The organism is Pseudomonas spirodelae (genome assembly GCF_034653255.1).
Lineage (GTDB): Bacteria > Pseudomonadota > Gammaproteobacteria > Pseudomonadales > Pseudomonadaceae > Aquipseudomonas > Aquipseudomonas spirodelae.
In genome coordinates this window covers 13,713-36,655 of sequence record NZ_JAYEET010000035.1, presented here as the reverse complement: position 1 = coordinate 36,655, position 22,943 = coordinate 13,713, and the positions used below count along the sequence as shown (strand labels likewise).

Here is a 22,943-nt window from a genome sequence, read left to right as displayed (position 1 = left end):
TTTGGTCTCTCGACGGTCTCGGGGCATGCCGCGGGGCGAAAAGCCTTGCAGGCATGCTCTCAATTAGCTGGTTTGAGTCGCTAGGGACGTCGCCTCGACATGCCTCGGCAAGCTGACCCGAATGCGGGTGCCACGCTGCAGTTCTAGATCGGCCGGGCTGTCGATTGTTATTTGTCCATAATGCTCTTCCACGATCGAATAGACCAGAGCGAGGCCCAGTCCGGTGCCTTTGCCCACCTCCTTGGTGGTGAAAAAGGGCTCGAACAAACGGTCGATGATGGCCTTGGGAATACCTGTGCCTTCGTCTTCGACGATCAGGTCGATGGTGTGTTCGAAGGTTTCACTCTTGACCCGAATCGCGCTGCCTGGCGGTGAGGCGTCACGGGCGTTGGACAGCAGGTTGATCAGCACCTGGGCCAAACGCTGCGGGTCGCCCACCACCCGCTGGTCAGCTTCGCAGAGGTTGAAGAACTGCACGTCGACACTCTGTCGATTGAGCGCCAGCAGGGCAATTGCGTCTTGCGCGACCTGGGCCAGGCACACCGGCTCTTCACTGTTCTGGTGGCTGCCGGAATGGGCAAAGCTCATCAGCGATTGGACGATGCGCGACACGCGTTTGGTCTGCTCGATGATCTGCTCACTGATCTCAGTCAGCTCGCTATCACCTTCGCGCTCTTCACGCAGGTTCTGCGCCAGGCAAGCGATGCCGGTGATCGGGTTGCCGATTTCGTGGGCCACTCCGGCGGCCAGGCGGCCGATGCTGGCTAGGCGTTCGGAGTGCACCAGCTTGTCTTCGAGCATCTGGGTTTCGGTAAGGTCTTCAACCAGCAGCACCAGGCCGCTGTTACCGGGTGCCAGCGGTTCGTCGATGGCCGCTTTGTGCAGGTTGAGCCAGCGGGTCTGGCCGTCGAGGGCCAGGCTTTGTTTGTGCAGGTGTTCGTCGGGCAGCTCGATAAAGTTCTGCAGCAGGCTACGCCACGGCTCACCCAGGGTGCTCAGGCGCGAACCGACAACGCGCTGCGCCGGTATTTCAGTGAGTTCTTCCATGGCCTTGTTCCACATCAGGATTTCTTGATCCTTGGCCAGCGAGCAGACGCCCATGGGCAGTTCCTGCAGAGTCTGGCGGTGGTAGCGGCGCAGGGTGTCGAGTTCCGCCGCCAGCCCGGTGAGGCGTGAGTGGTAGTCCTCGAGGCGGTTCTCGATAAAGTGAATGTCTTCGCTGACGTAGGTTTCGCTGCCGGCTTTATACGGCAGGAACGTCTCGACGATATCCTGGGCCACGCTGGGGCCCATCAATCCGGAGAGGTTGGCCTCGATGCGATCACGCAGGCGGCGCAGGGCGTAGGGGCGGCCTTCATCGAACGGCAGATGGAGGTCGCGCAGCGCTTGTTCGACCTCGTGCTGAGCCGTTTTTGCGCCCAGGGGTTTGGCCAGTTGCGCGGCGAACTCCTGCGGTGAATTGGCCAGCAGCTCACGCCGTTGTGGGCGGCGGACGTTATCCACGGCGCAGGCTTCTGCGGCACTTTTCTCCTCCGCGCTGGCTTCGGTGAACAGCGACACCAGGGTGAACACCAGCACGTTAGCGGCCAGCGAAGCGATCGCCGCCATGTGCCAACTGCTGTCATCCAGCACATAGATGACGTTGAACCAGGGCAGGTATAAACCCTGCAGGTTGCCGAGCATTGGTAACAGCATGCTCACCACCCACACGCCGATACCTGCTAGCAGCCCAGCGATAAAACCTTTGCGGTTAGCCGCCGGCCAGTACAGCACCGAGAGTACGCCGGGGAGGAACTGCAGGGTGGCGACGAAGGCGACGATGCCGAGGTTGGCCAGGTCTTGCTCAGCCCCCAGTAATAGATAGAAGCCGTAGCCGGCCATGATCACCAGCAGGATCAGCGCGCGGCGTGTCCACTTCAGCCAACGGTAGATATTGCCTTCCGACGGTGGCTGGTACAGCGGCAGCACCACATGGTTAAGTACCATGCCCGACAGCGCCAGGGTGGTGACGATGATCAGCCCGCTGGAGGCCGACAGCCCGCCGACATAGGCAATCAATGCCAGGGTCTGGCTGTTGACCGCAATGCCGACGCCGAGGGTGAAGTATTCCGGGTTGGTAGTTGCGCCCAGTTTCAGCCCGGCCCAGAGAATCAGTGGTACGGCTAGGCTCATCAGCAGCAGGAACAGCGGCAGGCCCCAGCTGGCGCTGACCATAGCGCGCGGGTTGAGGTTCTCGGTAAAGGTCATGTGATACATGTGCGGCATGACGATGGCCGAGGCAAAGAACACCAGCAACAGCGTGCGCCAGGGGCCTTCTTGCAGAGGGGTGTGCAGGTTCGACAGCGACGCTTGATTCTGTACCAGCCAGGATTGCAGGTCCTGCGGGCCGTCGAACACGCCATACAAGGCATACAGGCCGATGATGCTGATCGCTACCAGCTTGACCACTGACTCAAAAGCGATGGCGAACACCAGGCCTTCATGTTTCTCGCGGGTGGCGATATGCCGTGCGCCGAACAGGATGGTGAACAGAATGATCAGCCCGCAATAGGCCAGGGCGACGCGCTCCTGCACCGGCTCGCGGGTGAGGATGCCGATGGAGTCCGCCACCGCCTGAATCTGCAGGGCCAGCAACGGCAGTACGCCGACCAGCATAAATACCGTGGTAAGGGCGCCGGCCCAGGTGCTGCGGAAACGGAAGGCGAAGAGGTCAGCCAGGGATGACAGTTGGTAGGTGCGGGTTATCTTCAGGATCGGGTAAAGCAGCACCGGTGCCAGTAGAAATGCCCCGGATACGCCGAGGTAACTGGCCAAAAAGCCATAACCGTATTGGTAGGCCAGGCCCACCGTGCCATAAAACGCCCAGGCGCTGGCATACACGCCAAGCGACAGGATGTAGGTCAGCGGGTGACGGATCACCCAGCGCGGAATCAGGCCGTGTTCACTGATCCAGGCCACGCCGAACAAAATAAGAAGGTAGGCCGCACTGATCAGGATCAGCTGGCTCAGGCTAAAGCTTGTCAGCATCAGGTTGGCTCGGCGAATAGAGGGAGGGCGGCGCGGCGTAGAGGGTCAGAGTTCATCGGCATCTTGCTGGCTCTGCAGAATAAAGGTCACCACGATCAGAATCAGCCACAGCAGGTAGGGGCGGTACCAGGCCCCGTTGGGGTCGATCCACCAGTCCATGATGGCGGGGGAAAACAGATAGATCCCCACTACCAGGATCAGCACCAGTCGATAGATATACATGCTGCATCTCTTCACTTAATTGCTGGCGATGGTAACGGATGCGTGGCGCTCTGCGTAGGCTGGCTATTGGGTGGGGGGAGGCTGTCGCCGCTAAAGCCCTGCCGCCGGCATTCAGCGCCGTACATCCGCAGCACGGCCTCTGTTGTTGGCTAGCGTTGTGCTTAAGCCTGAACAGCGGTTGCGGTTTATGCCGAGGGTTTAGCCGGTTTCAGCTTGTGCCACAGGCGCGTTGCCAGGCTTACCAGCAGCAGCGCGACGGCCCCGGCAATGACCCCTATCCCAGCATTCAGCAGGGTGGGCAGCAGCGCTGCCAGTAGGCCGCTGCTAGCGGCCACGCTCTGCGCCAACTGCTCGATCCACACCTGCGCGGCATGTACGCCGTGGGTAAGGATGCCGCCGCCGACCATAAACATTGCCGCTGTACCCACGACTGACAGCCCTTTCATCAAGTACGGCGCTGTCAGTAGCAGGCCTCTGCCCAGGCTGCGTTGCAGGCGCGCGCCCAAGCCTTCGCCGCTGCGCTGGCTGAGAAACAGCCCGGCATCATCGAGTTTGACGATGCCTGCCACCAGGCCATACACCCCAGCCGTCATCAAAATGGCGATACCGGACAGCACCACAACTTGCTTGCCGAAGCTGGCCATGGCCACGGTGCCAAGGGTGATGGCGATAATTTCCGCCGAGAGAATAAAATCGGTGCGGATTGCACCTTTGATCTTGTCTTGCTCGAACGCCACCAAATCCACTGCTGGGTCAGCCACGGCCGTGCGCCGTTCGTCATGCTTGCTCTGGCTCTCAGCCTGGCTGTGCAGAACCTTGTGCGCGAGCTTCTCAAAGCCCTCGTAGCAGAGGAATGCGCCACCGAGCATCAACAGCGGTGTGACCGCCCACGGTGCAAAGGCGCTGATCAATAAGGCGGCCGGTACCAGGATCAGTTTGTTGCGAAAGGAGCCTTTGGCCACTGCCCACACCACCGGCAGTTCACGCTCGGCGCGCACGCCGGTGACTTGTTGGGCATTTAGTGCCAAATCGTCACCCAGTACGCCTGCGGTTTTCTTCGCCGCGACTTTGGTCATCAGGGCGACGTCGTCGAGCACGCTGGCGATGTCATCGAGCAGGGTTAACAGGCTGGCGCCGGCCATAGGGCGGATTCCTTTCTACGGTTTCTGAGAGGCCAATCGCCTGACAGCGCGGTCGACGACAATCCGCAGATTTATACGTGAGTCAGCCCGCATCAGCCAGCGCTGGCCAGCCGAGGTTTGCCGCTGCGCAGTGAGATGGCTGAGTGGTTTACTCGCCGCTGCTGCCACTGGCCCCGCTGGCGTAGGTGGCGAGCAGGCTGCGTAACAGGTCATTAAATCGCATGGGAAAGCTCCTTGATGGGGAGCATTTACCTTACGCCTGAGCCCCGGCGTGGGGCTGTTGATTGTCTCGATAAGGTCCATAGGTAAAAGCCGATGCGCTTTTATACACAGCACTGCTGCCACGTGCGGGTAGTTGTGCACAAAGACTGTGGGTCGAGTTGTGGATAAGGTGGGCGTATACGCGTGAAGGCCTAGTGGTGTGGCTGTTAGCGGCTGCTGTATGTTTTTTGATCAGTCGATAATTTGCTGCATAAACAACAGCTTGGCTGGGTTGTACAGGCGAATTTCAGGGCGCGGCGCTAAAGTTGTCCACGACTACTGTGGGTAGAGTTGTTTATAACTCTGGTATGCCTGCTTGTAAGCCTTGTTGTGCGTGGCTTTGCGCGAGTTGTATGTTTTTTGATCAGCGTGCGGATTATCGTCTAAAGCACAAATTAGTCTGGTTATTCAGGTTGTGATGGGGTAGCGCTGAAGTTGTCCACGGCTACTGTGGGTAGAGCTGTTGATAACTCTGGTATGTCTGTCTGTAGGCCATGTAAGGCGAGGCTTTACGAAGGTTGTTTGTTTTTTGATCAGTCTGTTGTGGTGTTGAAAAGCGTCATTTTAAGCCTGCTGCGTCAAGCAATAATCGCGTTATTTGCAGGCTTTTCCACACGCTTAAGGGGTGCGGTGGATAACTTATCCCAAGTTACTGTGGAGCGATCTGTGGATAAGCTGCGCACGCTTGCGTCCAGGCCACAGCGGGCGGGCGCTGGACGCTGTAGGTTGTTTTTTGTACAGCTTGGGTGTGGTGGTATTAGCCGCGCAGGGCTGATGCGTCGCCGCTTATCAGGCGGCGCTTAGTTTTCCAGGGCGCTGATCCGGGTCGAGCGCCCCAGTACCTGCAGGGCGCGGTCCGGGTAATCAGTGATTAGGGCGCGTGCGCCTTGGTCGAGCAGGCGGCGCATATCCGGCTGTTCGTTGATGGTCCACAGCTGCACGTTCAGCCCGCGCTGTGCGGCGGTCCGTAACAGGCTGGTGCTGGCCACAACAAGGTCGCCATGGGCCTCAGGAATTTGCAGTGCCTGGTAGGAGGGTGACAGCAAGCGGCCCTGGCCCAGCCAGTTGAGCGCCACCAGTAAGCGCACTGAACCAGGGCCGGCGGAGGTGGCAACGCCGGGGCAGTGTTCGCGGAACAACTGCAGGCTGCGGTCATAAAAACTGCCGACGATGACCTGATCACGTTGCTTGTGCGCCTCAAGGGCCTCACACAGCTGCGCTTCCATACCGACGTCCGGCACCTTGATCTCAATCACTTTGGGCGTACCCGGAAGGCTGTCGAGCACTTCGGTAAAGCTTGGGATGCGGATGCCTTGGCCGCGATAGGGGTAGCTCTGGCCACCATCGGCGCTCCAGTTGTAGCCAGCGTCCAGCGCTTGTAACTGCTCCAGGCTGAGCGCGGCAACCGGGCCTTCGCCGTCGGTGGTGCGCTCTAGGGTGTGGTCATGAATCACCACCAGCTCGCCGTCACTGGACAGGTGCAGGTCCATCTCCAGCATGTCCACGCCCAGGGCGCTGGCACGCTGGAAGGCAAACAGGCTGTTCTCCGGCCACAGACCTTTGCCGCCACGGTGAGCGATGACCAGCGGTTGCTCGGCAAAGCGACTGAGTACTGCCATCGATTGGGCCGGCTTGCTGGTCAGGGCCAGTACACCGAGGGCGACGGCCAGCAGCAGGAGCGGGGCAACTAGAAAGCGAGCGACGCGCAGCATGAGGAGAGTCCGTAGCAATCGAATAAGGGATTGTGGATACGCCTCGACTATGACAAAGACACGGCGCCTGAGCGAGAGGCGAAATACGCCAGCCTAGCGACCTTTGCGGTCAGGGCCGGCTGGCGAGGAGTGGGTGGGCGCCAGCAGCACCCACCCAGTCAATCTGATTAGCCGGCCAACAACCATGCGCCGGTCAGTGCCGATGCCGCGCCAAGCACTCGCACTATAGGCGCAGCCGCGTGTGGTAACAGGCGCACCAGGGCGTAGCCGCTGGCATGCAGGGCAGCGGTGGCGACGACAAAACCTGCGGCATAGCCCCATGGGCTGGCCAGTGCGGGCAGCTCAAGGCCGTGGGCGACACCGTGGGTCAGGGCAAATACGGCGGTCAGGGCGACGGCAATCAGCATCGGTAGGCGGATGGCCACGGCCACCAGCAGGCCGAAAGCCAATACGGAGGCAGCGATACCGGTTTCCATCAGCGGAATCTGCAGGCCGTTAAAACCGAGCAGACCGCCGATCAGCATGCTGCCAACAAAAGTCAGCGGTAACGCCCAGCGCGCCGCGCCGGATTGCTGCGCGGCCCACAGGCCTACGGCGAGCATCGCCAGCAGGTGGTCGAGGCCGAATACCGGGTGGGCTAGACCGGCCGTGAGCCCTGAGTGGTCGTGGCCGGCATGGGCGAACGCCACTGCTGGGCTGAGAAACAGGGCAATGGCGAACATGGTTTTGCGCAGGTTCATGGGGTGTCTCCTTGACTGAGTGTTGGGCGTAATCAGGCTGCGGTGAGCATGCCGTGTCGTTCTATAAAGGCGATGATCTGATCGAGTCCCTGGCCGATTTTCTGGTTGCTGAACACAAACGGCTTGTCGCCGCGCATCTTCAGGGTGTCGCGCTCCATCACTTCAAGCGAGGCGCCGACCAGCGGGGCCAGGTCGACCTTGTTGATCACCAGCAGGTCGGACTTGCAGATGCCCGGGCCGCCCTTGCGCGGCAGCTTGTCGCCGGCAGATACGTCGATCACATAGATGGTCAGGTCCGACAGTTCCGGGCTGAAGGTGGCCGAGAGGTTGTCACCGCCGGATTCGACGATGATCAGGTCAAGGCCTGGGAAACGCCGATTGAGTTGATCGACCGCTTCCAGGTTGATCGAGGCGTCCTCGCGAATCGCCGTATGCGGGCAGCCGCCGGTTTCCACGCCGATAATCCGTTCTGGGGCCAGGGCCTCGTTGCGCACTAGAAACTGCGCGTCCTCCTGTGTGTAGATGTCATTGGTCACCACCGCCAGGTTGTAACGCTCGCGCAGGGCCAGGCACAGGGCCAGGGTCAGGGCCGTCTTGCCGGAACCGACCGGGCCACCGATGCCGATACGCAGGGGTTGGCTGTTCATCTTTAAGGCTTCCTTATCATCAAGAACGGAATAAACGGCTGTACTGGCGCTCGTGCGCCATGCTCGCCAGGGCCAGGCCGAAGGCGGCGCTGCCCCAGTGTTGCGGTTGCAGCTCACTGGCTTGGCGCTGCGCCTGATCGAGCAGCGGCAGCAGTTGCGAGGTCAGACGCTGGGCGGCTTGCTGGCCCAGCGGCAGGGTTTTCATCAGCACCGCCAGCTGGTTTTCCAGCCAGCCCCACAGCCAGGCGGCGAGGGCATCCTCAGGACTGATCTGCCAGGCGCGGGCGGCCAGGGCCCAGCCCACGGCCAGGCCCGGTTCGTCCAAATCACTGAATAGCTGCTGCGCCGGCTCGTCGAGTTCCGGCAGGCCGCTCAGCAGTTGTTGTAGGGAGTAACCCATCTGCCGGCTTTCCAGGCGCAGTTCGCGGGTTTCGCGGCTGGCGCGTTGTTGTTCGGCCAGGTTGCGCAGTTGCGCCCAGTCTTCGCTGGCGGCGGCTTGGCAATGGGCGAGCAGCAAGGGCGCCTCAAAGCGCGCGAGATTCAGTAGCAGTTGATCGGCAATCCAGCGCTGGGCGCTTTCCGAGTCGCTGACCAAGCCTTGTTCGACCGCCATTTCCAGGCCTTGGGAATAGCTGTACCCGCCAATCGGCAACTGCGGGCTGGCGAGCCGGAGCAGCTGCCAGGCTTTATTCACTTGCGCGCACCGAACTGATGCAAGCGCGGTGCGTAGCTGAATTCGGCATCGCCGGCATGCGAGTGGTGGTGACCGCCGCCATAGGCACCTTGTTCGGGTTGGTAGGGCGCCTCGACGTTTTCCACTGTGGCGCCAAGCTGTTCGAGCATGGCCTTGAGCACGTAGTCATCCGGCAGGCGCAGCCAGCCATCACCGAGTTGCAGGGCGACGTGGCGGTTGCCCAGGTGATAGGCGGCGCGCATCAGTTCGAAAGGGTTGGCGCAGGTCACGTGCAGCAACGGCTCGGCCCGGGCAATGACGCGCACGATGCGGCCATCTTCGGCCTGTAGGCATTCGCCGTCATGCAGGGCGGGTTGGCCGCGTTCGAGGAACAGACCGACGTCTTCACCGGTGCGGCTGAAGCAGCGCAGGCGGCTTTTGCTGCGGGCCTCGAAGCTCAGTTCGAGTTCGGCGTCCCAGCGCGGCTGGGCGGCAATACGGCGGTGGATCACCAACATGGGGCAGCTTCCGGCAGGTCAATGCCGGTTACAGAGCAAGGGGCTTGCCAATCCGTGTTGAGCCCAGGCGCAACGAGGCTTTGCGGGCACTGCGTGCCAGTTTACCGTGCACTGCTTGGGGCTGCTTTGGTGCGCTGCGGGTGCGGGTGAGTCGTTTTGGTGCGTGTTAGCGGGTCGACTGGCCCAGCCCTTGCCAGTGTTTGGCGCCGATAAAGATAAAGCGCAGCTGCTCGATCATCTTGACCTCGGGCGAGGCGTGCGTCGGCAGGGGCGCTGCGGGTGGGTCGATCAGCTCGGGCAGGGTGGCGAACACGGTTTTCACCACCAGGTCGGCGATTACATTCTGCGCGGGGGCATCGAAGTGCTGCAGTTTCGGCATGGCGGCTAGATCTGCCACCAAGTCGGCTGTAATGCGTTCGCGCAGTGCGCCAACGGCCTGGCGGACTAGTAGCGAGCCACCGTACTGCTCGCGGGCGAGAAACAGGAACTGCGAACGGTTGGCCGCCACCGCGTCGAGGAAGATGCGCACCGAGGCGTCGATCACGCCGCCCACTTCAAATTCGTGGTGGCGAACCTGGCGGATGGTTTCGCGAAAGGTTTCGCCCACTTCGGCCACGAGCGCCAAGCCCAGAGCGTCCATGTCCTCGAAGTGCCGGTAGAAGCCGGTCGGCACGATGCCGGCGCAGCGCGCCACCTCGCGCAGGCTCAGGCTGCCAAAGCCGCGGCCGCTGTCCATCAGGCTCCGCGCTGCGTCCATCAGGGCGTGGCGGGTTTGCAGTTTTTGTTCGGCGCGCGGTTGGAGTGGTTTCAAGCTGCCTGGCTCTGCATGGCGAAATCAGCGCAGCACTCTAGGGGCTGTTGCCGTTTCAGTGCAAGCCGTGTTGCTGCACAAAATGGGGGCAGGCGGGGTGTAGCTGCGATCAAACGCTAACCGGTGCTGATGAATAGTCATTGGTTGCGTCGAGTCGGCGTTGGGTTCTGTGTGTTGAGTGCACAAGTGTTGACTGAATAAAGTGGCTCTGCCAGCCTAGTGCACAATTGTTCACTGGAGTATTGGCATGGCCCTTTTTCCTTTTGCCTGGGTGCGTGGGCTCGCCAGCCTGTTGTATCCGCTGCGCTTGTTGGTTGCCCGTGGCTGGTTACGTGAGAGCGATGTTGACGCTGGGCTGGCGCTGCTGCACCCGGCGCTGCGTCTGAATCGCGTATTTGCACGCGTTACGCAACGCCAATGGGTGGCCGACGACATGCTCGAACTGACCCTGCGCGCCAATGGCAACTGGCGCGGCGCGCAGCCGGGGCAGCATTTGCAGCTTTATCTTGAACGTGACGGTGTACGCCTGAGCCGCAGTTACAGCCTGACGGCAGTGCAAGCGGACTGCAGCGTGCAGGTCGCCATCAAGCATCAGGCCGGTGGTCGGGTATCGCCCTTTCTACTTGAGCGTTTGGCGGTGGGCGATGTGCTGGAGCTGGGGCAGGCTTATGGCGAACTGAGCTGGCCCGCTGCGCAACAAGGTGTGTTGCTGCTGGCCGCCGGCAGTGGCATCACGCCGCTGCTGGGTCTGTTGCGCACCGCTCTGGCGCAAGGCTTCAGTGCGCCAATCACCTTGCTGCATTACGTGCGTGAGCAGGGTCAGCGCGGTTTTGTTGCCGAGTTGCAGGCCTTGCAGGCGCAACACAGCAATCTGCAGGTGCGCTGGTCGCTAACGGCTGCCAGAGCTGAAGCGGGCGACTTGGCAGGACGATTCACCTCAGCGCATCTGGCCGCCGTAACGGAGCTGGAGCAACGCCGTGTACTGGCCTGTGGCCCGGCGGGGTTTGTTGCCCAGGTGCAGCAGTGGTGGCAGGCCGCCGGGTTACCCGGTGCGCTGCAGGTCGAAGCCTTCACGCCGCCCGCGCTTAGCCGCGACATCAGTGAGCGCCAGGTGCGCCTGGGTTTTGCCCGCAGCCACCAGCAGGCGCTTGCCAATAACCAGCGCAGTTTGCTGGAACACGCGGAGGCGCAGGGGTTGAAGCCGGCGTATGGCTGTCGTCAGGGCATCTGCGCCAGCTGCACCTGCACCTTGGTCAGTGGCACGGTGCGCGATTTGCGCAGTGACGCGTTATTCAGTGAGCCGGGACAACCCATTCGCCTGTGTGTCAGCGCAGCGCATAGCGATGTTGAAATTGATCTTTAAAGGAGAGGCCCATGCGTGGTGATCGCGAGCTTTCTGTGGATGAAATGAATGCGTTCGGCCAGGAGCTGGACGCCTTGCGTCAACGCACCCTGGCTGATCTGGGCGAGGTGGATGCGCGTTATATCCGGCGGATTCGTGCTGCGGTGCGCTTCTGTTGCTGGAGTGGGCGCGGCCTGCTGATGCTGGGCTGGTTTCCGCCAACCTGGCTGCTGGGTACGGCCTTGCTGGGACTGGGCAAGATTCTGGAGAACATGGAACTGGGCCATAACGTCATGCACGGTCAGTACGACTGGATGAATGACCCCGATCTCTCAGGGCGCAGCTATGAGTGGGATATCGCCGGGCCCAGTGATTTCTGGCGGCACACCCACAACCATGTGCACCACACCTGGACCAATGTGTTGGGCATGGATGATGACGTGGGCTATGGCGTGGTGCGGCTGTTTCCCGAGCAACGCTGGAAGCCGTTCTACCGCTGGCAGCCGCTGTGGGTGACGATTCAGGCCGTGCTGTTTCAGTACTCGGTGGCGATCCAGCATTTGCGCTTGGACAAGGTCTATAAAGGCAAGATGAGCAAGGAGGAGGTGCGCCCGCTGATCAAGCAATTCAACGCCAAGGTATTGCGGCAGTGGGGCAAGGATTACCTGTTCTTCCCGCTGCTGGCGCTGCTGCTCGGGGCCAATGCCCTGGCGGTATTGGCCGGTAACGTTGTGGCCAACCTGATTCGTAATTTGTGGACCTTTACGGTGATCTTCTGCGGTCACTTTACCGAGCAGGCGGCGGTATTCAGCAAGGAGTCGGTAGTCGGCGAGAGCCGTGGCCACTGGTACCTGCGCCAATTACGCGGCTCCAGCAACCTCAACGGCGGGCCGCTGTTTCATATCCTCACCGGCAATCTCAGCCACCAGATCGAGCACCACCTATTCCCCGACTTGCCGGCGCGGCGCTATGCGGCGTTGGCCGTGGAGGTCCGCGAGATTGCCGAGCGTTATGGCCAGGTCTACAACAACGGCAGCTTGTGGCGGCAGTTCGCCACGGTGCTCAAGCGGATCTGGGTGTACCGCTGTCCGCCAGCTAAGGCCCTGTCTGCACAGGTTTAAACCGTGACCACAGTGCTGTGAAATTGAGCGGTTGTTACCGCTCAATTTCCATGCGCTGGCTATTTGTAGCCTGGTTAGTGGATGCTCAAGGCTTCAATTACCAGGAAGGTTAGCCATGACGTCATCATCCGCTCCCCGTTACCCGCTGGTGTTGGTGCCCGGCTTGCTTGGTTTTGTCAGCCTGCTCGGCTACCCCTACTGGTACGGCATCGTCTCGGCGTTGCGCCGGCTTGGCGCGCAGGTGTTCCCGGTGCTGGTGTCTTCGGTGCATTCCACCGAGGTGCGCGGTGAGCAATTGCTGCTGCGCATTGCCGATGTCTTGCAGCAGACCGGCGCCGAAAAGGTCCATCTGATCGGCCACAGCCAGGGCGCGCTGACGGCGCGTTATGCCGCCGCGGTGAAGCCTGAGTGGGTGGCTTCTGTCACATCGGTAGCTGGCCCCAACCATGGCTCGGAACTGGCGGATTTTCTTACGCGCAAAGCGCCACATGGCAGCCTGCGTGAGCGTGTGTTGAGTGCCGTGTTACGTGGTGTAGCGCGTTGCATGGCCTGGCTGGAGCGCGGCTATAAGGGCGAGCCGCTGCCGATGGATGTCAGCGCGGCGCAGCAGTCGTTAACTCAGGAAGGTGTGGCCGCTTTCAACGTGCAGTACCCGCAAGGCCTGCCTGACACCTGGGGCGGTGAGGGCGCAGCCGAGGTCAATGGCGTGCGCTACTACTCCTGGTCCGGCACGTTGCAGCTAGGCATCACCAACAAAGGTGGCAACCGTTTCGATGGGCCGAATGTTGCCTGCCGGCTTTTTGCGCGCACCTTTAAGCGTGAGGTGGGGCAGTGCGATGGCATGGTCGGGCGCTACAGCTCGCACCTGGGCACGGTGATCGGTGATCAGTACCCGCTGGATCACTTCGACATTATCAATCAAACCTTCGGCCTGGTCGGCAAAGGCGCTGAGCCGGTAAAGCTGTTTGTTGAGCATGCACAGCGCTTGCACGCTGCCGGGCTCTAACGTCTCTGTACTCCAGTAGGATTAAACGCCCGCCCTTAGGATGGGTTGAGCTTGCGCTACCCATGCAGTCGGTTTGATACAGCGGCTGATTGATGGGCAGCGCTGCGCTCAACCTGCGCGGCCTTCCGCTCCCAACAAAGGCTTATGCAGGCAGGTCGACCCAGATGCCCTGATCATCCTCGCGGATGGCCAGTGCTTGCAGTGCTTGCCCGGCGCAGGGGCCAGCGACGCATTCGCCGGATTCGATCAGAAACAGTGCGCCGTGGGTGGCGCACTGGATCAGGCTGGCGCTGGCGTCGAGAAACTGGTCGGGCAGCCATTCCAGGGAGATGCCACGGTGCGGGCAGCGATTGCGATAGGCATACAGTTGACCGTCCTTGCGCACGGCAAGCAGCTTCTCTTCAGCTAACTCGAAGCCCCGGCTCTGGCCTTCAGCCAACTCATCCGGTGCACATAAACGCAACATAGGAACCTCCCCGACAGGCCGGCATTATGCCGCCCTGGCGCGGAAGTGAAAGAGCAGGGCGCATCCGTGCGCCAAATGGAACGCTTTATCGCGGCGGGTTAATCGCGCACTAGAGGTGTTGCGGCTCAGATCTCCCAGACCAGATTGACGGCGGCGTGGCGGCCCGGCTGGCTGAAGCGGCCCAGGCTGGCGCTGTTTTCGGTGAGGCTGCGCACATCACCCCACTGCCAGTATTGCTTGTCGCCCAGGTTGTACAGGCCGGCGTTGACCGAGAACTGCTCAGTCGCCTGCCAGTAGCCTGTCAGGTCGAGCAGGCCGTAGCCCGATGGTTCGTACTGGTTGGCGATCTGGGTTTCGTCGACACGCTCCTTGGCTGCCACCAGGGTCCAGGCTAGCTCGCCGCCGAACCGCCCGCTTGGCGCGTTATAGCCGAGACCGAATACTGCTTTCAGTGGATCGACACTATTGATCGGCTGGCCGCTGGCTTCATCTTTGCCACGTGCATACGCAATCGAGCCGCGCAGGCGGGTGCCGTCCGGCAGGCCAACGCTGTTAAGGAACAACTCGCCCTTGGCTTCGGCGCCGCGGATGGTGACGCGATCCAGGTTCTGGTACTGGAAGGTCATACGGCCGTTGCCAGTCGGATCATTGGCCAGGGTGACCTGCTCAATAAAGTCGTCGTAGCGGTTGTAGAACAGCGCCAGGCCGAAGCTGCCCGCGCTGTATTTACCACGCAGGCCGAGCTCGTAGCTGTCGCTGGTTTCGGCCTTGAGGTCGGGGTTGGCGATGGTCTGGTAGCCGCGGGCAAAGTTGATGAACTCACCGAAGATATCCACCGCATTGGGCGCGCGGAAGCCAGCGGCGTACTGGCCGTAAACGCTGTGGGCGTCATCGAGCTGGTAGGTCACGCCAAACTTGGGCGAGATCGCGTCGTCGTTGTAATCGGCAGGGTTGTTGTTGACTGGCTTACTGTTGAGGTATTCCGGAGTCACGTCCGGCTTCATCTCGTAGTGGTCGTAGCGCAAGCCCGGCAACAGGGTCCAGCGACCAATCTCGATATTGTCCTGGGCAAACAGCGCGTACTCGGTGGACGTCGGGTCGGGGAAGTCGCTCAGTGGAAAGGTTTCATCGCCTGGGATGGCAGGCACCGGCAAACCATTGCTGGCGAAGACTTCGCGGCCGCGACGCAGGTCGCTGCTGTCCAGGCGTTTGACGTCGAAGCCGTAGATCAGCTGGTGCTTGGCGATGCCGATTTCGAACAACTTGTCGAACTTGGCATTGAATGCCCACAGCTTCTCCTCATAAGTGGAATCGCGGCTACGTTCACGCAGGGTACCGCCGCTGAAACGGGTCTGCTCGGTGCGCTGGCGGATCTGGCTGTCCTGATAACTCAGCTGCCATTCGGCGCGATCGGCGATCACGCTGCCCAGGTCGAACTGGTGTTGCAGGCTGACGCGCTGGCGGTCAGTGTCATCCGTGGCGTCGGAGGTACGCACGGTAGCAGTCGTGCTGTACTCGTTGAGCACGTTGGTGTTGGCGCTGTCTTCCAACGTCTCATAGGTCAGCTGCAGACGGTCGTTGTCGTTGTAGCTCCAACCGAGCTTGGCCAGCAGATTGTCCGCACGATAGTCCTGCGGGTTGGCTTGTTCACGCGCCGCGCCGATGCCGCCACGGCCACCAAAGGTGTCCTGAGCCTGGCCGTCGCGACGGCCGAGGTGCAGCAGGCCATCGAGCTGACCTTTGCGTGCGGCCAGGGTAGTGCTGCGCATCCAGCTGTCGTCGGCGCCGTTGTAACCGGTCTTGAGGCGCGCGTAGACGTCGTCACCCTCATCCAGATAGTCGCCTGCATCCTTGGTCAGGAAGCTCACCGCGCCGCCAATCGCGTCGCTGCCATACAGCGAACTGGCCGGGCCGCGGATGATTTCCACTTGCTTCACGGTGTCCGGGTCGACGTAATTGCGCCGCGCATCGAGGAAGGGACCGAAGGTGAAGGCATCTGGGGTCGGCACACCATCCACTTGGGTCAGCACGCGGTTACCGCCAATACCACGGATGGTGAAGCCCGCCAGGCCGAAGCGGCTGCCAGCACCGCTCACGGACACGCCAGGCTCATAGCGCACCAGATCCTGGATGTTCTTCACGTTCTTCTGATCGATATCGCGTTCGGTTTGTACCGATACGGTACTCGGCACCTGATCGAGGGTCTGCTCGGTGCGGGTGGCCGTAACGGTCACCGTATCGAACTGGTTGGGCGCTTTCTCGGCGGCAAGGGCCAACGATGGGCTGAGTAACAGCAGGGCAAGCCATGGGCGGTGCGCGAATGGAGGACTTCTGTGCATGGGGGCTCCAGGATCGTACGGGTGGTTTCTCTGACCACCGGGTTGGCATCGGCGGCAAACCTAAACGACATTGACATGCGAATGCAAATAATTATCAAATAGATTTGATTCGAACTAACCGAGTGTCCGCATGCTGCGTTTGTCGTTGTTTTTGTTGCTGTCATTGGCGCTGCATGTCGCCGGCTGGCGGCTGCATGGCGATATGCAGCCGCCAGCCTTGAGTACGGCGCAAACCCTTGATGCGCCTCAGGTGTTACGCCTGGCAGCCGTGTTGCAACAGGCTCCGCCGGCAGCGACCAAGCCGCCGCAACCGCAACCGCAACCGCAACAGCAACGCCAGGTCGTGGTGCCGAGCAAGGTCCCGCCAGCCAAGCCCGTAGCGCAGGTGCCAGTCGCCAAGCCAGCAGCGGTGAAAGCGGCTGCGCCGGCCAAGCGCCAACCCGCGCCGGTGTTGGCAAGCAAGTTACCCAACGAGACTCCTGCGCATGTGGGTGCTGCTCCGGCTGCGCCCGCCAAGCCGATTGCCAAGCCGGTTGCCGCGCAACCGACCGCTGAAGTGCTCAGCACTAAACCGAGTTTTCGTGAGCCGCCACGCCAGCCGAATTACCCGTCCCAGGCGCGGCGGCGTAACCAGCAGGGCGTGGTGCTGGTCGAGGTGCGCCTGGATGAGCACGGTCAGCAGCGCAGCCTGAATGTGCTGCGTTCCTCGGGGGTGGACAGCCTCGATCGCGCTGCCCTGGAGGCGGTTGCCAAGTGGCGTTTTAACCCTGAAAGAACAGGCGGCCAGGCCGTGCCGAGTCGCGTACAGATCCCTATTCAGTTCGCTTTGACGGCGAGCCGTTGATTAATCACCAAGGAGTTTTCCATGAGCACACACGCCCAATCCGTCGCACCCAGCAATGACCTGTATCTGGCCTGGCAGGTGCTGCGCAGCGAGCAGCCGCGCCTGCGTGCCCGCGATGCCGCCGAGCGTCTGGCGGTCAGTGAAGCCGAACTGGTGGCCAGCCGTCTCGATGTCGACGCTGTGCGCTTGCAGCCTGACTGGGCACAGCTGCTGCCAGCGCTCGGCGAGCTGGGCTATGTGATGGCGCTGACCCGTAACGAGCATTGCGTGCATGAGCGCAAAGGTTATTACCGTGAAGTGACGGTGACCGGTAACGGACAGATGGGCCTGGTGGTCTCGGCCGATATCGACCTGCGCCTGTTCCTTGGCGGCTGGTCCAGCGTGTTTGCCATCGAGGAACAGGCCAGTAAAGGCACCCAGCGCAGCATTCAGGTGTTCGATCGCCAAGGCACCGCGGTGCACAAGGTCTTTCTAACCGATGACAGCCAGCTAAGTGCCTGGGCACCGTTGCTACAGCGTTTTCGCATGGAACAGCAGCGTGTCGAGCTGGATCTATTACCCTTATCCCAGGTGCAGCCCGCGCAAGTCGATACCTTGGTGGATGTAAACGCCCTGCGCGTTGGTTGGTCGACTCTTAAGGACACTCACCATTTCTTCGCCCTGCTGAAAAAGCACGGCACCACACGCACCCAGGCGCTACGCCTGGCCGGTCGTGAATGGGCCGAGCCGCTGGACGTGTGCGAGTTGCCGAAACTGCTGGAGCAGGCCGGTGCGCGCGAAGTGCCGATCATGGTGTTTGTCGGCAATCGCCACTGCATCCAGATTCACTCCGGCCCGGTGCGCAACCTGCGCTGGATGGATGCCTGGTTCAACGTGCTCGACCCCGCGTTCAATCTGCATCTGCAGACCAAGGGCGTGACCGAGCTGTGGCGGGTGCGCAAGCCGAGCAGCGATGGCGTGATCACCAGCTGGGAAGCCTTCGATGTCCATGGCGAGCTGGTAGTGCAGCTGTTTGGCGCCCGTAAGCCAGGCATTGCCGAACGTGAAGACTGGCGCGCCCTGGCCGAAAGCGCGCAAGCGCTGGAGTGCTGAGATGAGCCAGTGGTGGAGTGCGATGGGGCCTTTGGGCTGGCCGCTGGCGCTGTGTTCGCTGCTGGCCTTGGCGCTGATTATGGAGCGGCTCTGGCTATTTATCAGCTTGCAGCCGCTGAGCCAAGCCGCCGCTCGGGCCGCTGTCAGTGCCTGTCGCCCCTGCGATCGTCAGCACTGTAAAGGCCGCGCCCAGGGCTGGCGCTATGGCCTGGCGTTGTTGCTTAAACACAGCGCTCTGCCGGCCGTGCAGCGTGAAGAGCTATTGGGTTGCTGGCTGCTGGAGGAGCGTCAGCGCCTCAATCGCCAGCTGCGCTTGCTGCAGCTGATCGGCATGTTGGCACCGATGCTGGGTTTGCTCGGTACGGTGCTGGGCATGCTGGAAATGTTTGCCAATATCGCCGTGCAGAACAGCCCGGTAACCCCCGCGTTGCTCGCTGATGGCTTGTGGCAGGCGCTGTATACCACGGTCTGGGGCTTGCTGATTGCAATCCCGGCGCTGGCGGCGGGGCAGGGCTTTGCCTTGTGGGCTGAGCGCTACCTGGAAGGCGTGCAGGCGCTGCTTAATCGCTGCCAACTGGCGTTAGACGGACTGGAGCTGGAACTGACCAGTAGCCCACTGGCTAACCAGTGGGTGTTGCCGTGATTCGTCTGCCCGCCGCCAGCAGCTCCCAGAGCAATCTGTTGCCCGATCTGACGCCGCTGCTCGATGTGATTTTTATCGTGCTGGTGTTCTTTCTGCTTACTGCGCAAACGCCACTGCTGGAGCTGCCCTTGCAGTTGCCGCAGAGCCGCGAGGCGTTGCCCACGGCGAGTGCCGGCAGTGGCGAGCGCCTGCAAATACAGCTCTCCGCCGAAGGTAATTGGCGCTTTAACGGCATGCAGCAGGCGGATTTCAGCGCACTGCGCACCGAACTGACCGCAGCCTTTGCCGCCGACAACACGGCAGGTCTAGATCTGGCGCTGGATCGTCAGGCACCGCTGTCGGCATTTCTCGACCTGATGGCGCTGCTGCAACAGCAGGGCATTCAGGACAGTCGCATTCTTCTAGAGGCCATTCATGAAACGCCTTAATTCTTTGTTCGCCCTCTGCGCGAGTGCCTTGTTCTGTTATTCGGCGCTAGCCGCCGAACCGTTGCCGCAACGTTGGATCAGTTCCGGCGGCTCGCTCAGTGAGTGGGTGGTGGCGCTGGGCGGTGAAAGCCGTCTGGTCGGGGTGGACAGCACCAGTCAGCACCCGCAATCGCTGCGCGCCTTGCCGAGCATCGGTTATCAGCGCCAGCTGGCCGCCGAGGGCATGTTGACGCTGCGCCCGGATATGTTGATCGGCAGTGAGGAGATGGGCCCGCCACCCGTGCTGGCGCAGTTGCGTGGCGCCGGTGTGCGGGTGGAAATGCTCTCGTCCAAGGCCGATCTGAGCAGTTTACAGGCGAGCCTTCAGCGCATAGGCATCCTGCTGGGTGAGCCGCAGCGTGCCGATCAGGCCTTTGCGGCCTATCAGCAGCGTTTGCAGCAGCAGGCCGACTGGCTGGTGATTGCACAGCGTCAGCAGGCGGCGCCTGGCGTGCTGCTGTTGCTCGGCCATGCCGGCGCTAGCCCGATGGTGGGCGGTAAGGACACCTCGGCCGACTGGTTGATCGAGCATGCCGGTGGGCGCAATCTGGCCAGTCATAGTGGCTTCAAGGCGCTGTCCACCGAAGCCCTGCTGGCGCTTGACCCTGAAGTGGTGATCATTGCCGATCGCAGCCTGTCCGGTGCTGCCGCGCGTGAAGCGCTGTTGCAGCAGAACCCGGCGCTGGCGGCGACCCGGGCGGCGCGTAATCAAAGTTTGCTGATGCTCGACCCGACGCTCCTAGTCGGTGGCCTCGGCCCGCGTTTGCCGGATGGGCTGGCGGCCTTGTCCGCAGCCTTTTATCCTGCCAGCCAACCTCTGATCGCCGAAGCTAAGCCCACGCCATGAATCCTGTTATTCGACCGCGCTCACTGTTTATCGCACTGAGCCTACTCTTGGCGCTCGCGCTCTGGTTATCGCTGGCCTTGGGGCCGGTCAGTCTGCCGCTGCTGGATACCCTCAAGGCGGCGCTGGGGCTGCTCGGCCTGGCGCAACCGGGTGATGATTTGGCCCAGGCCGAGCTGATCCTCGGGCAGATCCGCCTGCCGCGCACGCTGCTGGGGTTGTTGGTCGGCGCGGTGCTGGCGCTGTGCGGGGTAGCAATGCAGGGGCTGTTTCGCAACCCGCTGGCTGACCCCGGCTTGATCGGCGTATCCAGCGGCGCGGCCCTGGGGGCGGCGATTGCCATTGTGGGTGGCGCTGCGCTCGGTGGTTTACCGGACGCCTTTGCACCTTATCTATTGTCCTTGTTCGCCTTTCTCGGTGGATTGGGCGTGACGGCGCTGGTCTATCGCCTGGGCCGGCGTGATGGCGAAACCAATGTGGCGACCATGCTCTTGGCCGGTATTGCGCTGACGGCACTGGCCGGCGCGGCCATCGGTCTGTTTACCTACCTGGCCGATGACGCCACCTTGCGTACCCTGACGTTCTGGAACCTGGGCAGTCTCAATGGCGCCAGTTACGCGCGCTTGTGGCCGTTGCTGCTGGTCACGGCCGCGGTGGCGCTGTGGTTACCACGACGGGCCAAGGCGCTGAATGCCTTACTGCTGGGCGAGTCCGAGGCCCGCCACCTGGGGTTTGCCGTCGAGCGGGTCAAGGCCGAGCTGGTGTTTTGCACCGCACTTGGCGTTGGTGCGGCGGTGGCGGCGGCGGGGATGATCGGCTTTATCGGTTTGGTGGTGCCGCATCTGGTGCGTCTGCTGGTCGGGCCGGATCATCGCGTGCTGTTGCCGGCCTCGGCTCTGGCGGGTGCCAGCCTGTTACTGCTGGCCGATCTGGCGGCGCGACTGGTGCTGGCTCCGGCCGAATTGCCGATTGGTATTGTCACGGCGCTGATTGGCGCGCCGTTCTTCCTCTATCTGTTATTGCGAGGGCGTACCTGATGCTGCGCGCGGAAAATCTGGCTGTACAGCGCGGCCCGTGCACGGTGTTGGCGGATATCAACCTGGAGCTGCGCCCTGGCGAGGTGCTCGGCGTGCTGGGCCCCAATGGCGCCGGCAAGAGCACCTTGCTCGGTGCGTTGTGTGGTGAGCTGCAGTCGAGTCACGGCGATGTCTGGCTGGATCAGCGGCGCTTGCAGGACTGGCCGGGCAGCGAGCGCGCGCAACGCCTGGCAGTGTTACCGCAAACCTCGACGTTGAACTTTGCCTTTCGTGTAGAGGAAGTGGTGGCCATGGGCCGTTTGCCCCATGCCAGCGGCCAGCTAAAAGATGCGCAAATCATCAAGCAGGCGCTGGAGGCGGCTGATGCGTTGCACCTGGCCGGGCGCAGTTACCTGGCATTATCCGGCGGTGAGCGTCAGCGCGTGCACCTGGCGCGGGTGCTGGCGCAGCTCTGGCCCGGTGGTGAGGGGCAGATGCTGCTGCTCGATGAGCCGACCTCAATGCTTGACCCGCTGCATCAGCACACCACGCTGCAGGCCATGCGCGCTTTTGTTGAACAAGGGGCGGCAGTGCTGGTAATCCTGCATGATCTGAATCTAGCTGCGCGTTATTGCGACCGCCTGTTGCTGCTGGAGCGCGGTCGCCCTCATGCGCTCGGTAGCCCTGAGGAAGTGCTTCGCCCCGAGCCGTTGCAGGCTGTGTTCGGGCTAGAGGTGCTGATACAGCAGCATCCAGAGCGTGGTCATCCGTTAATCATTGCCCGCTAAGGTCATCGTTATGCGCATTATTTTATTGCTGGTTGCCGCGCTATTGAGTGCTTGCCAGGCTTCGTTACCGGCGTTACCCGCCTGGCGAAGCCCGGAAGGTTTGCAGCATGCTGAGCTGGGGCGGATTGTCGAGTTGCGCACTGGCGCGCAGCTGACGCCTGAGCAACTTCTGGAACGCTTGGCTGCGGCACCGAAGGTGTTGGTCGGCGAGCGGCATGACAACCCTGATCACCACGCGCTGCAGCTCTGGTTGTTGCGCGCCTTGGCCGCGCAACGGCCGCAGGGCAGTCTGCTACTGGAGATGCTGACGCCGTATCAGCAGGCCAAGGTCGATCAGACGCGCGCTGCCATCGCTGCTGGGCTAGCGCCGCAGGACATCTTGGGTGCTTTGAACTGGCAGTCGGGCTGGCCCTGGTCGTTGTACGGGCCGCTGGTGCAGCATGCGCTGCGTCAGCCTCATCCGCTGCTGGCGGCCAACCTCGAACGACGCGAGATCATGCAGATTTATACCCAGGTGCCGCAGCTGCAAGGTCAGGCTTCTACCGCTCAACCGGTGCGCGAGGCGTTGCTCAAGCAGATTCGTCAGTCGCACTGCAACCTGCTGCCGGAAAGCCAGCTACCTGCCATGCTGGCTGTGCAGCAGCAACGTGACCGACGCATGGCTGAAGTGTTGATCGCGGCACCTGCGCCGAGCCTGCTGTTTACCGGCGCATTCCATGCACGCCGCGACCTTGGCGTGCCACTGCATCTGCAGGATTTAGGCGCTGGCAAGGGTGTGCAGGTGTTGATTCTGGCGGAAGTCGGTAGCCAGCTTAGCGCTGAATCGGCTGATTTTGTCTGGTACACCCCGGCGCAACTTGAGCAGGACCACTGTGCCCAACTGCGTCGTTAGCTCGGCGTGTTAATAGCATGCGTGGTGCGACGCCTGCGTCCCCTCGACCTGATACTGCTGTGTGACTGGCCTAGAGCGAGGTTCTAGGTCGTCACGTGTTGCGTGATACTTTTCTGTCGGCAAAAAAAGACCCGGCAAGAGCCGGGTCAATAACCGTGATTAGCCTGATGAGGAGATAATCTGAAGAGGCCGACTGAAGGTCTCTTAAGCTTATCGGCTGATCTCGCGACCAGTTGTAATAATAATAACAATTCTCATTTTCAAGTCAACATCTTCATGCAAACTTTCTCTTCGGCTTCGGCCTGCGCGTTCGCCCCATAAAAAACAACC

The 22,943-nt window shown here is 61.8% G+C and carries 22 protein-coding genes; 11 read left to right on the top strand and 11 right to left on the bottom strand.

Going from position 1 to position 22,943, the window contains the following annotated elements; genetic code table 11:
- Positions 1-63 precede the first annotated feature (63 nt).
- From SOP97_RS10310 to SOP97_RS10270, 9 genes are all read right to left on the bottom strand, one after another.
- Positions 64-3,027 (bottom strand): sensor histidine kinase, encoded by a 2,964-nt coding sequence (locus tag SOP97_RS10310; protein WP_274086184.1) that lies wholly within the window; start codon positions 3,025-3,027, stop codon positions 64-66.
- A 45-nt stretch (positions 3,028-3,072) separates the two neighbouring features.
- A complete protein-coding gene (locus tag SOP97_RS10305) occupies positions 3,073-3,249 on the bottom strand; it encodes a hypothetical protein (protein WP_090243806.1) in 177 nt (58 codons plus the stop codon).
- A gap of 185 nt (positions 3,250-3,434) precedes the next feature.
- A complete protein-coding gene (locus SOP97_RS10300) occupies positions 3,435-4,391 on the bottom strand; it encodes a DUF808 domain-containing protein (protein ID WP_274086183.1) in 957 nt (318 codons plus the stop codon).
- A 1,061-nt stretch (positions 4,392-5,452) separates the two neighbouring features.
- On the bottom strand, positions 5,453-6,364 hold the full coding sequence (locus tag SOP97_RS10295) for a glycerophosphodiester phosphodiesterase (protein WP_322949168.1): 912 nt from the start codon (positions 6,362-6,364) through the stop codon (positions 5,453-5,455).
- A 167-nt stretch (positions 6,365-6,531) separates the two neighbouring features.
- Entirely contained in the window at positions 6,532-7,104 is a 573-nt protein-coding gene (locus tag SOP97_RS10290) for a HupE/UreJ family protein (protein ID WP_274086181.1), read from the bottom strand.
- Positions 7,105-7,136: 32 nt separating this feature from the next.
- Entirely contained in the window at positions 7,137-7,751 is a 615-nt protein-coding gene (gene ureG / locus SOP97_RS10285; RefSeq protein ID WP_274086180.1) for an urease accessory protein UreG, read from the bottom strand.
- Between the two features lie 19 nt (positions 7,752-7,770).
- Positions 7,771-8,445, bottom strand: a complete 675-nt coding sequence (locus SOP97_RS10280) for an urease accessory protein UreF (protein ID WP_274086179.1) — start codon at positions 8,443-8,445, stop codon at positions 7,771-7,773.
- Positions 8,442-8,942 carry an urease accessory protein UreE gene (ureE, locus tag SOP97_RS10275; RefSeq protein ID WP_274086178.1) on the bottom strand — a complete coding sequence of 167 codons (501 nt, stop codon included), beginning with the start codon at positions 8,940-8,942 and terminating at the stop codon, positions 8,442-8,444. The genes SOP97_RS10280 and ureE overlap by 4 nt, the downstream gene beginning before the upstream one ends.
- Positions 8,943-9,108: 166 nt before the next feature.
- Complete coding sequence (locus tag SOP97_RS10270) at positions 9,109-9,699, bottom strand: TetR family transcriptional regulator (RefSeq protein WP_274086503.1); 591 nt, start codon at positions 9,697-9,699, stop codon at positions 9,109-9,111.
- A 301-nt stretch (positions 9,700-10,000) separates the two neighbouring features.
- On the opposite strand from SOP97_RS10270, the gene SOP97_RS10265 reads away from it, so the two are divergent.
- The 3 genes from SOP97_RS10265 to SOP97_RS10255 all read left to right on the top strand — a co-directional run bounded on the left by SOP97_RS10265 (position 10,001) and on the right by SOP97_RS10255 (position 13,222).
- Entirely contained in the window at positions 10,001-11,116 is a 1,116-nt protein-coding gene (locus tag SOP97_RS10265) for a ferredoxin reductase (RefSeq protein WP_274086177.1), read from the top strand.
- Between the two features lie 11 nt (positions 11,117-11,127).
- Positions 11,128-12,216: a fatty acid desaturase family protein gene (locus SOP97_RS10260; protein ID WP_274086176.1), complete on the top strand. Its 1,089-nt coding sequence runs from the start codon at positions 11,128-11,130 to the stop codon at positions 12,214-12,216.
- A 115-nt stretch (positions 12,217-12,331) separates the two neighbouring features.
- Positions 12,332-13,222 carry an esterase/lipase family protein gene (locus SOP97_RS10255; RefSeq protein ID WP_322949166.1) on the top strand — a complete coding sequence of 297 codons (891 nt, stop codon included), beginning with the start codon at positions 12,332-12,334 and terminating at the stop codon, positions 13,220-13,222.
- A 142-nt stretch (positions 13,223-13,364) separates the two neighbouring features.
- Here the strand turns inward: SOP97_RS10255 and SOP97_RS10250 are convergent, their stop codons facing one another.
- Complete coding sequence (locus tag SOP97_RS10250; RefSeq protein WP_322949165.1) at positions 13,365-13,688, bottom strand: Rieske (2Fe-2S) protein; 324 nt, start codon at positions 13,686-13,688, stop codon at positions 13,365-13,367.
- A gap of 125 nt (positions 13,689-13,813) precedes the next feature.
- Complete coding sequence (locus SOP97_RS10245) at positions 13,814-16,027, bottom strand: TonB-dependent hemoglobin/transferrin/lactoferrin family receptor (protein WP_322949164.1); 2,214 nt, start codon at positions 16,025-16,027, stop codon at positions 13,814-13,816.
- A gap of 130 nt (positions 16,028-16,157) precedes the next feature.
- Between SOP97_RS10245 and SOP97_RS10240 the strand changes: the two genes are divergently transcribed.
- The 8 genes from SOP97_RS10240 to SOP97_RS10205 are packed head-to-tail and all read left to right on the top strand — an operon-like array spanning position 16,158 to position 22,613.
- Complete coding sequence (locus SOP97_RS10240) at positions 16,158-16,871, top strand: energy transducer TonB (protein ID WP_322949163.1); 714 nt, start codon at positions 16,158-16,160, stop codon at positions 16,869-16,871.
- A gap of 21 nt (positions 16,872-16,892) precedes the next feature.
- Positions 16,893-17,963 carry a hemin-degrading factor gene (locus tag SOP97_RS10235; protein WP_322949162.1) on the top strand — a complete coding sequence of 357 codons (1,071 nt, stop codon included), beginning with the start codon at positions 16,893-16,895 and terminating at the stop codon, positions 17,961-17,963.
- 1 nt (position 17,964) lies between these two features.
- A complete protein-coding gene (locus SOP97_RS10230) occupies positions 17,965-18,606 on the top strand; it encodes a MotA/TolQ/ExbB proton channel family protein (protein WP_322949161.1) in 642 nt (213 codons plus the stop codon).
- Positions 18,603-19,034, top strand: a complete 432-nt coding sequence (locus SOP97_RS10225; protein ID WP_322949160.1) for an ExbD/TolR family protein — start codon at positions 18,603-18,605, stop codon at positions 19,032-19,034. The genes SOP97_RS10230 and SOP97_RS10225 overlap by 4 nt, the downstream gene beginning before the upstream one ends.
- Positions 19,021-19,920: a heme/hemin ABC transporter substrate-binding protein gene (locus SOP97_RS10220; protein WP_322949159.1), complete on the top strand. Its 900-nt coding sequence runs from the start codon at positions 19,021-19,023 to the stop codon at positions 19,918-19,920. Before SOP97_RS10225 ends, SOP97_RS10220 begins: the two co-directional genes overlap by 14 nt.
- The gene (locus tag SOP97_RS10215) at positions 19,917-20,954 is read left to right on the top strand and encodes a FecCD family ABC transporter permease (protein ID WP_322949158.1); all 1,038 of its coding nucleotides are present in this window, start codon (positions 19,917-19,919) and stop codon (positions 20,952-20,954) included. Before SOP97_RS10220 ends, SOP97_RS10215 begins: the two co-directional genes overlap by 4 nt.
- The gene (locus tag SOP97_RS10210; protein ID WP_322949157.1) at positions 20,954-21,721 is read left to right on the top strand and encodes a heme ABC transporter ATP-binding protein; all 768 of its coding nucleotides are present in this window, start codon (positions 20,954-20,956) and stop codon (positions 21,719-21,721) included. Before SOP97_RS10215 ends, SOP97_RS10210 begins: the two co-directional genes overlap by 1 nt.
- A gap of 10 nt (positions 21,722-21,731) precedes the next feature.
- Positions 21,732-22,613: a ChaN family lipoprotein gene (locus SOP97_RS10205; RefSeq protein WP_322949156.1), complete on the top strand. Its 882-nt coding sequence runs from the start codon at positions 21,732-21,734 to the stop codon at positions 22,611-22,613.
- Positions 22,614-22,943: the final 330 nt, after the last annotated feature.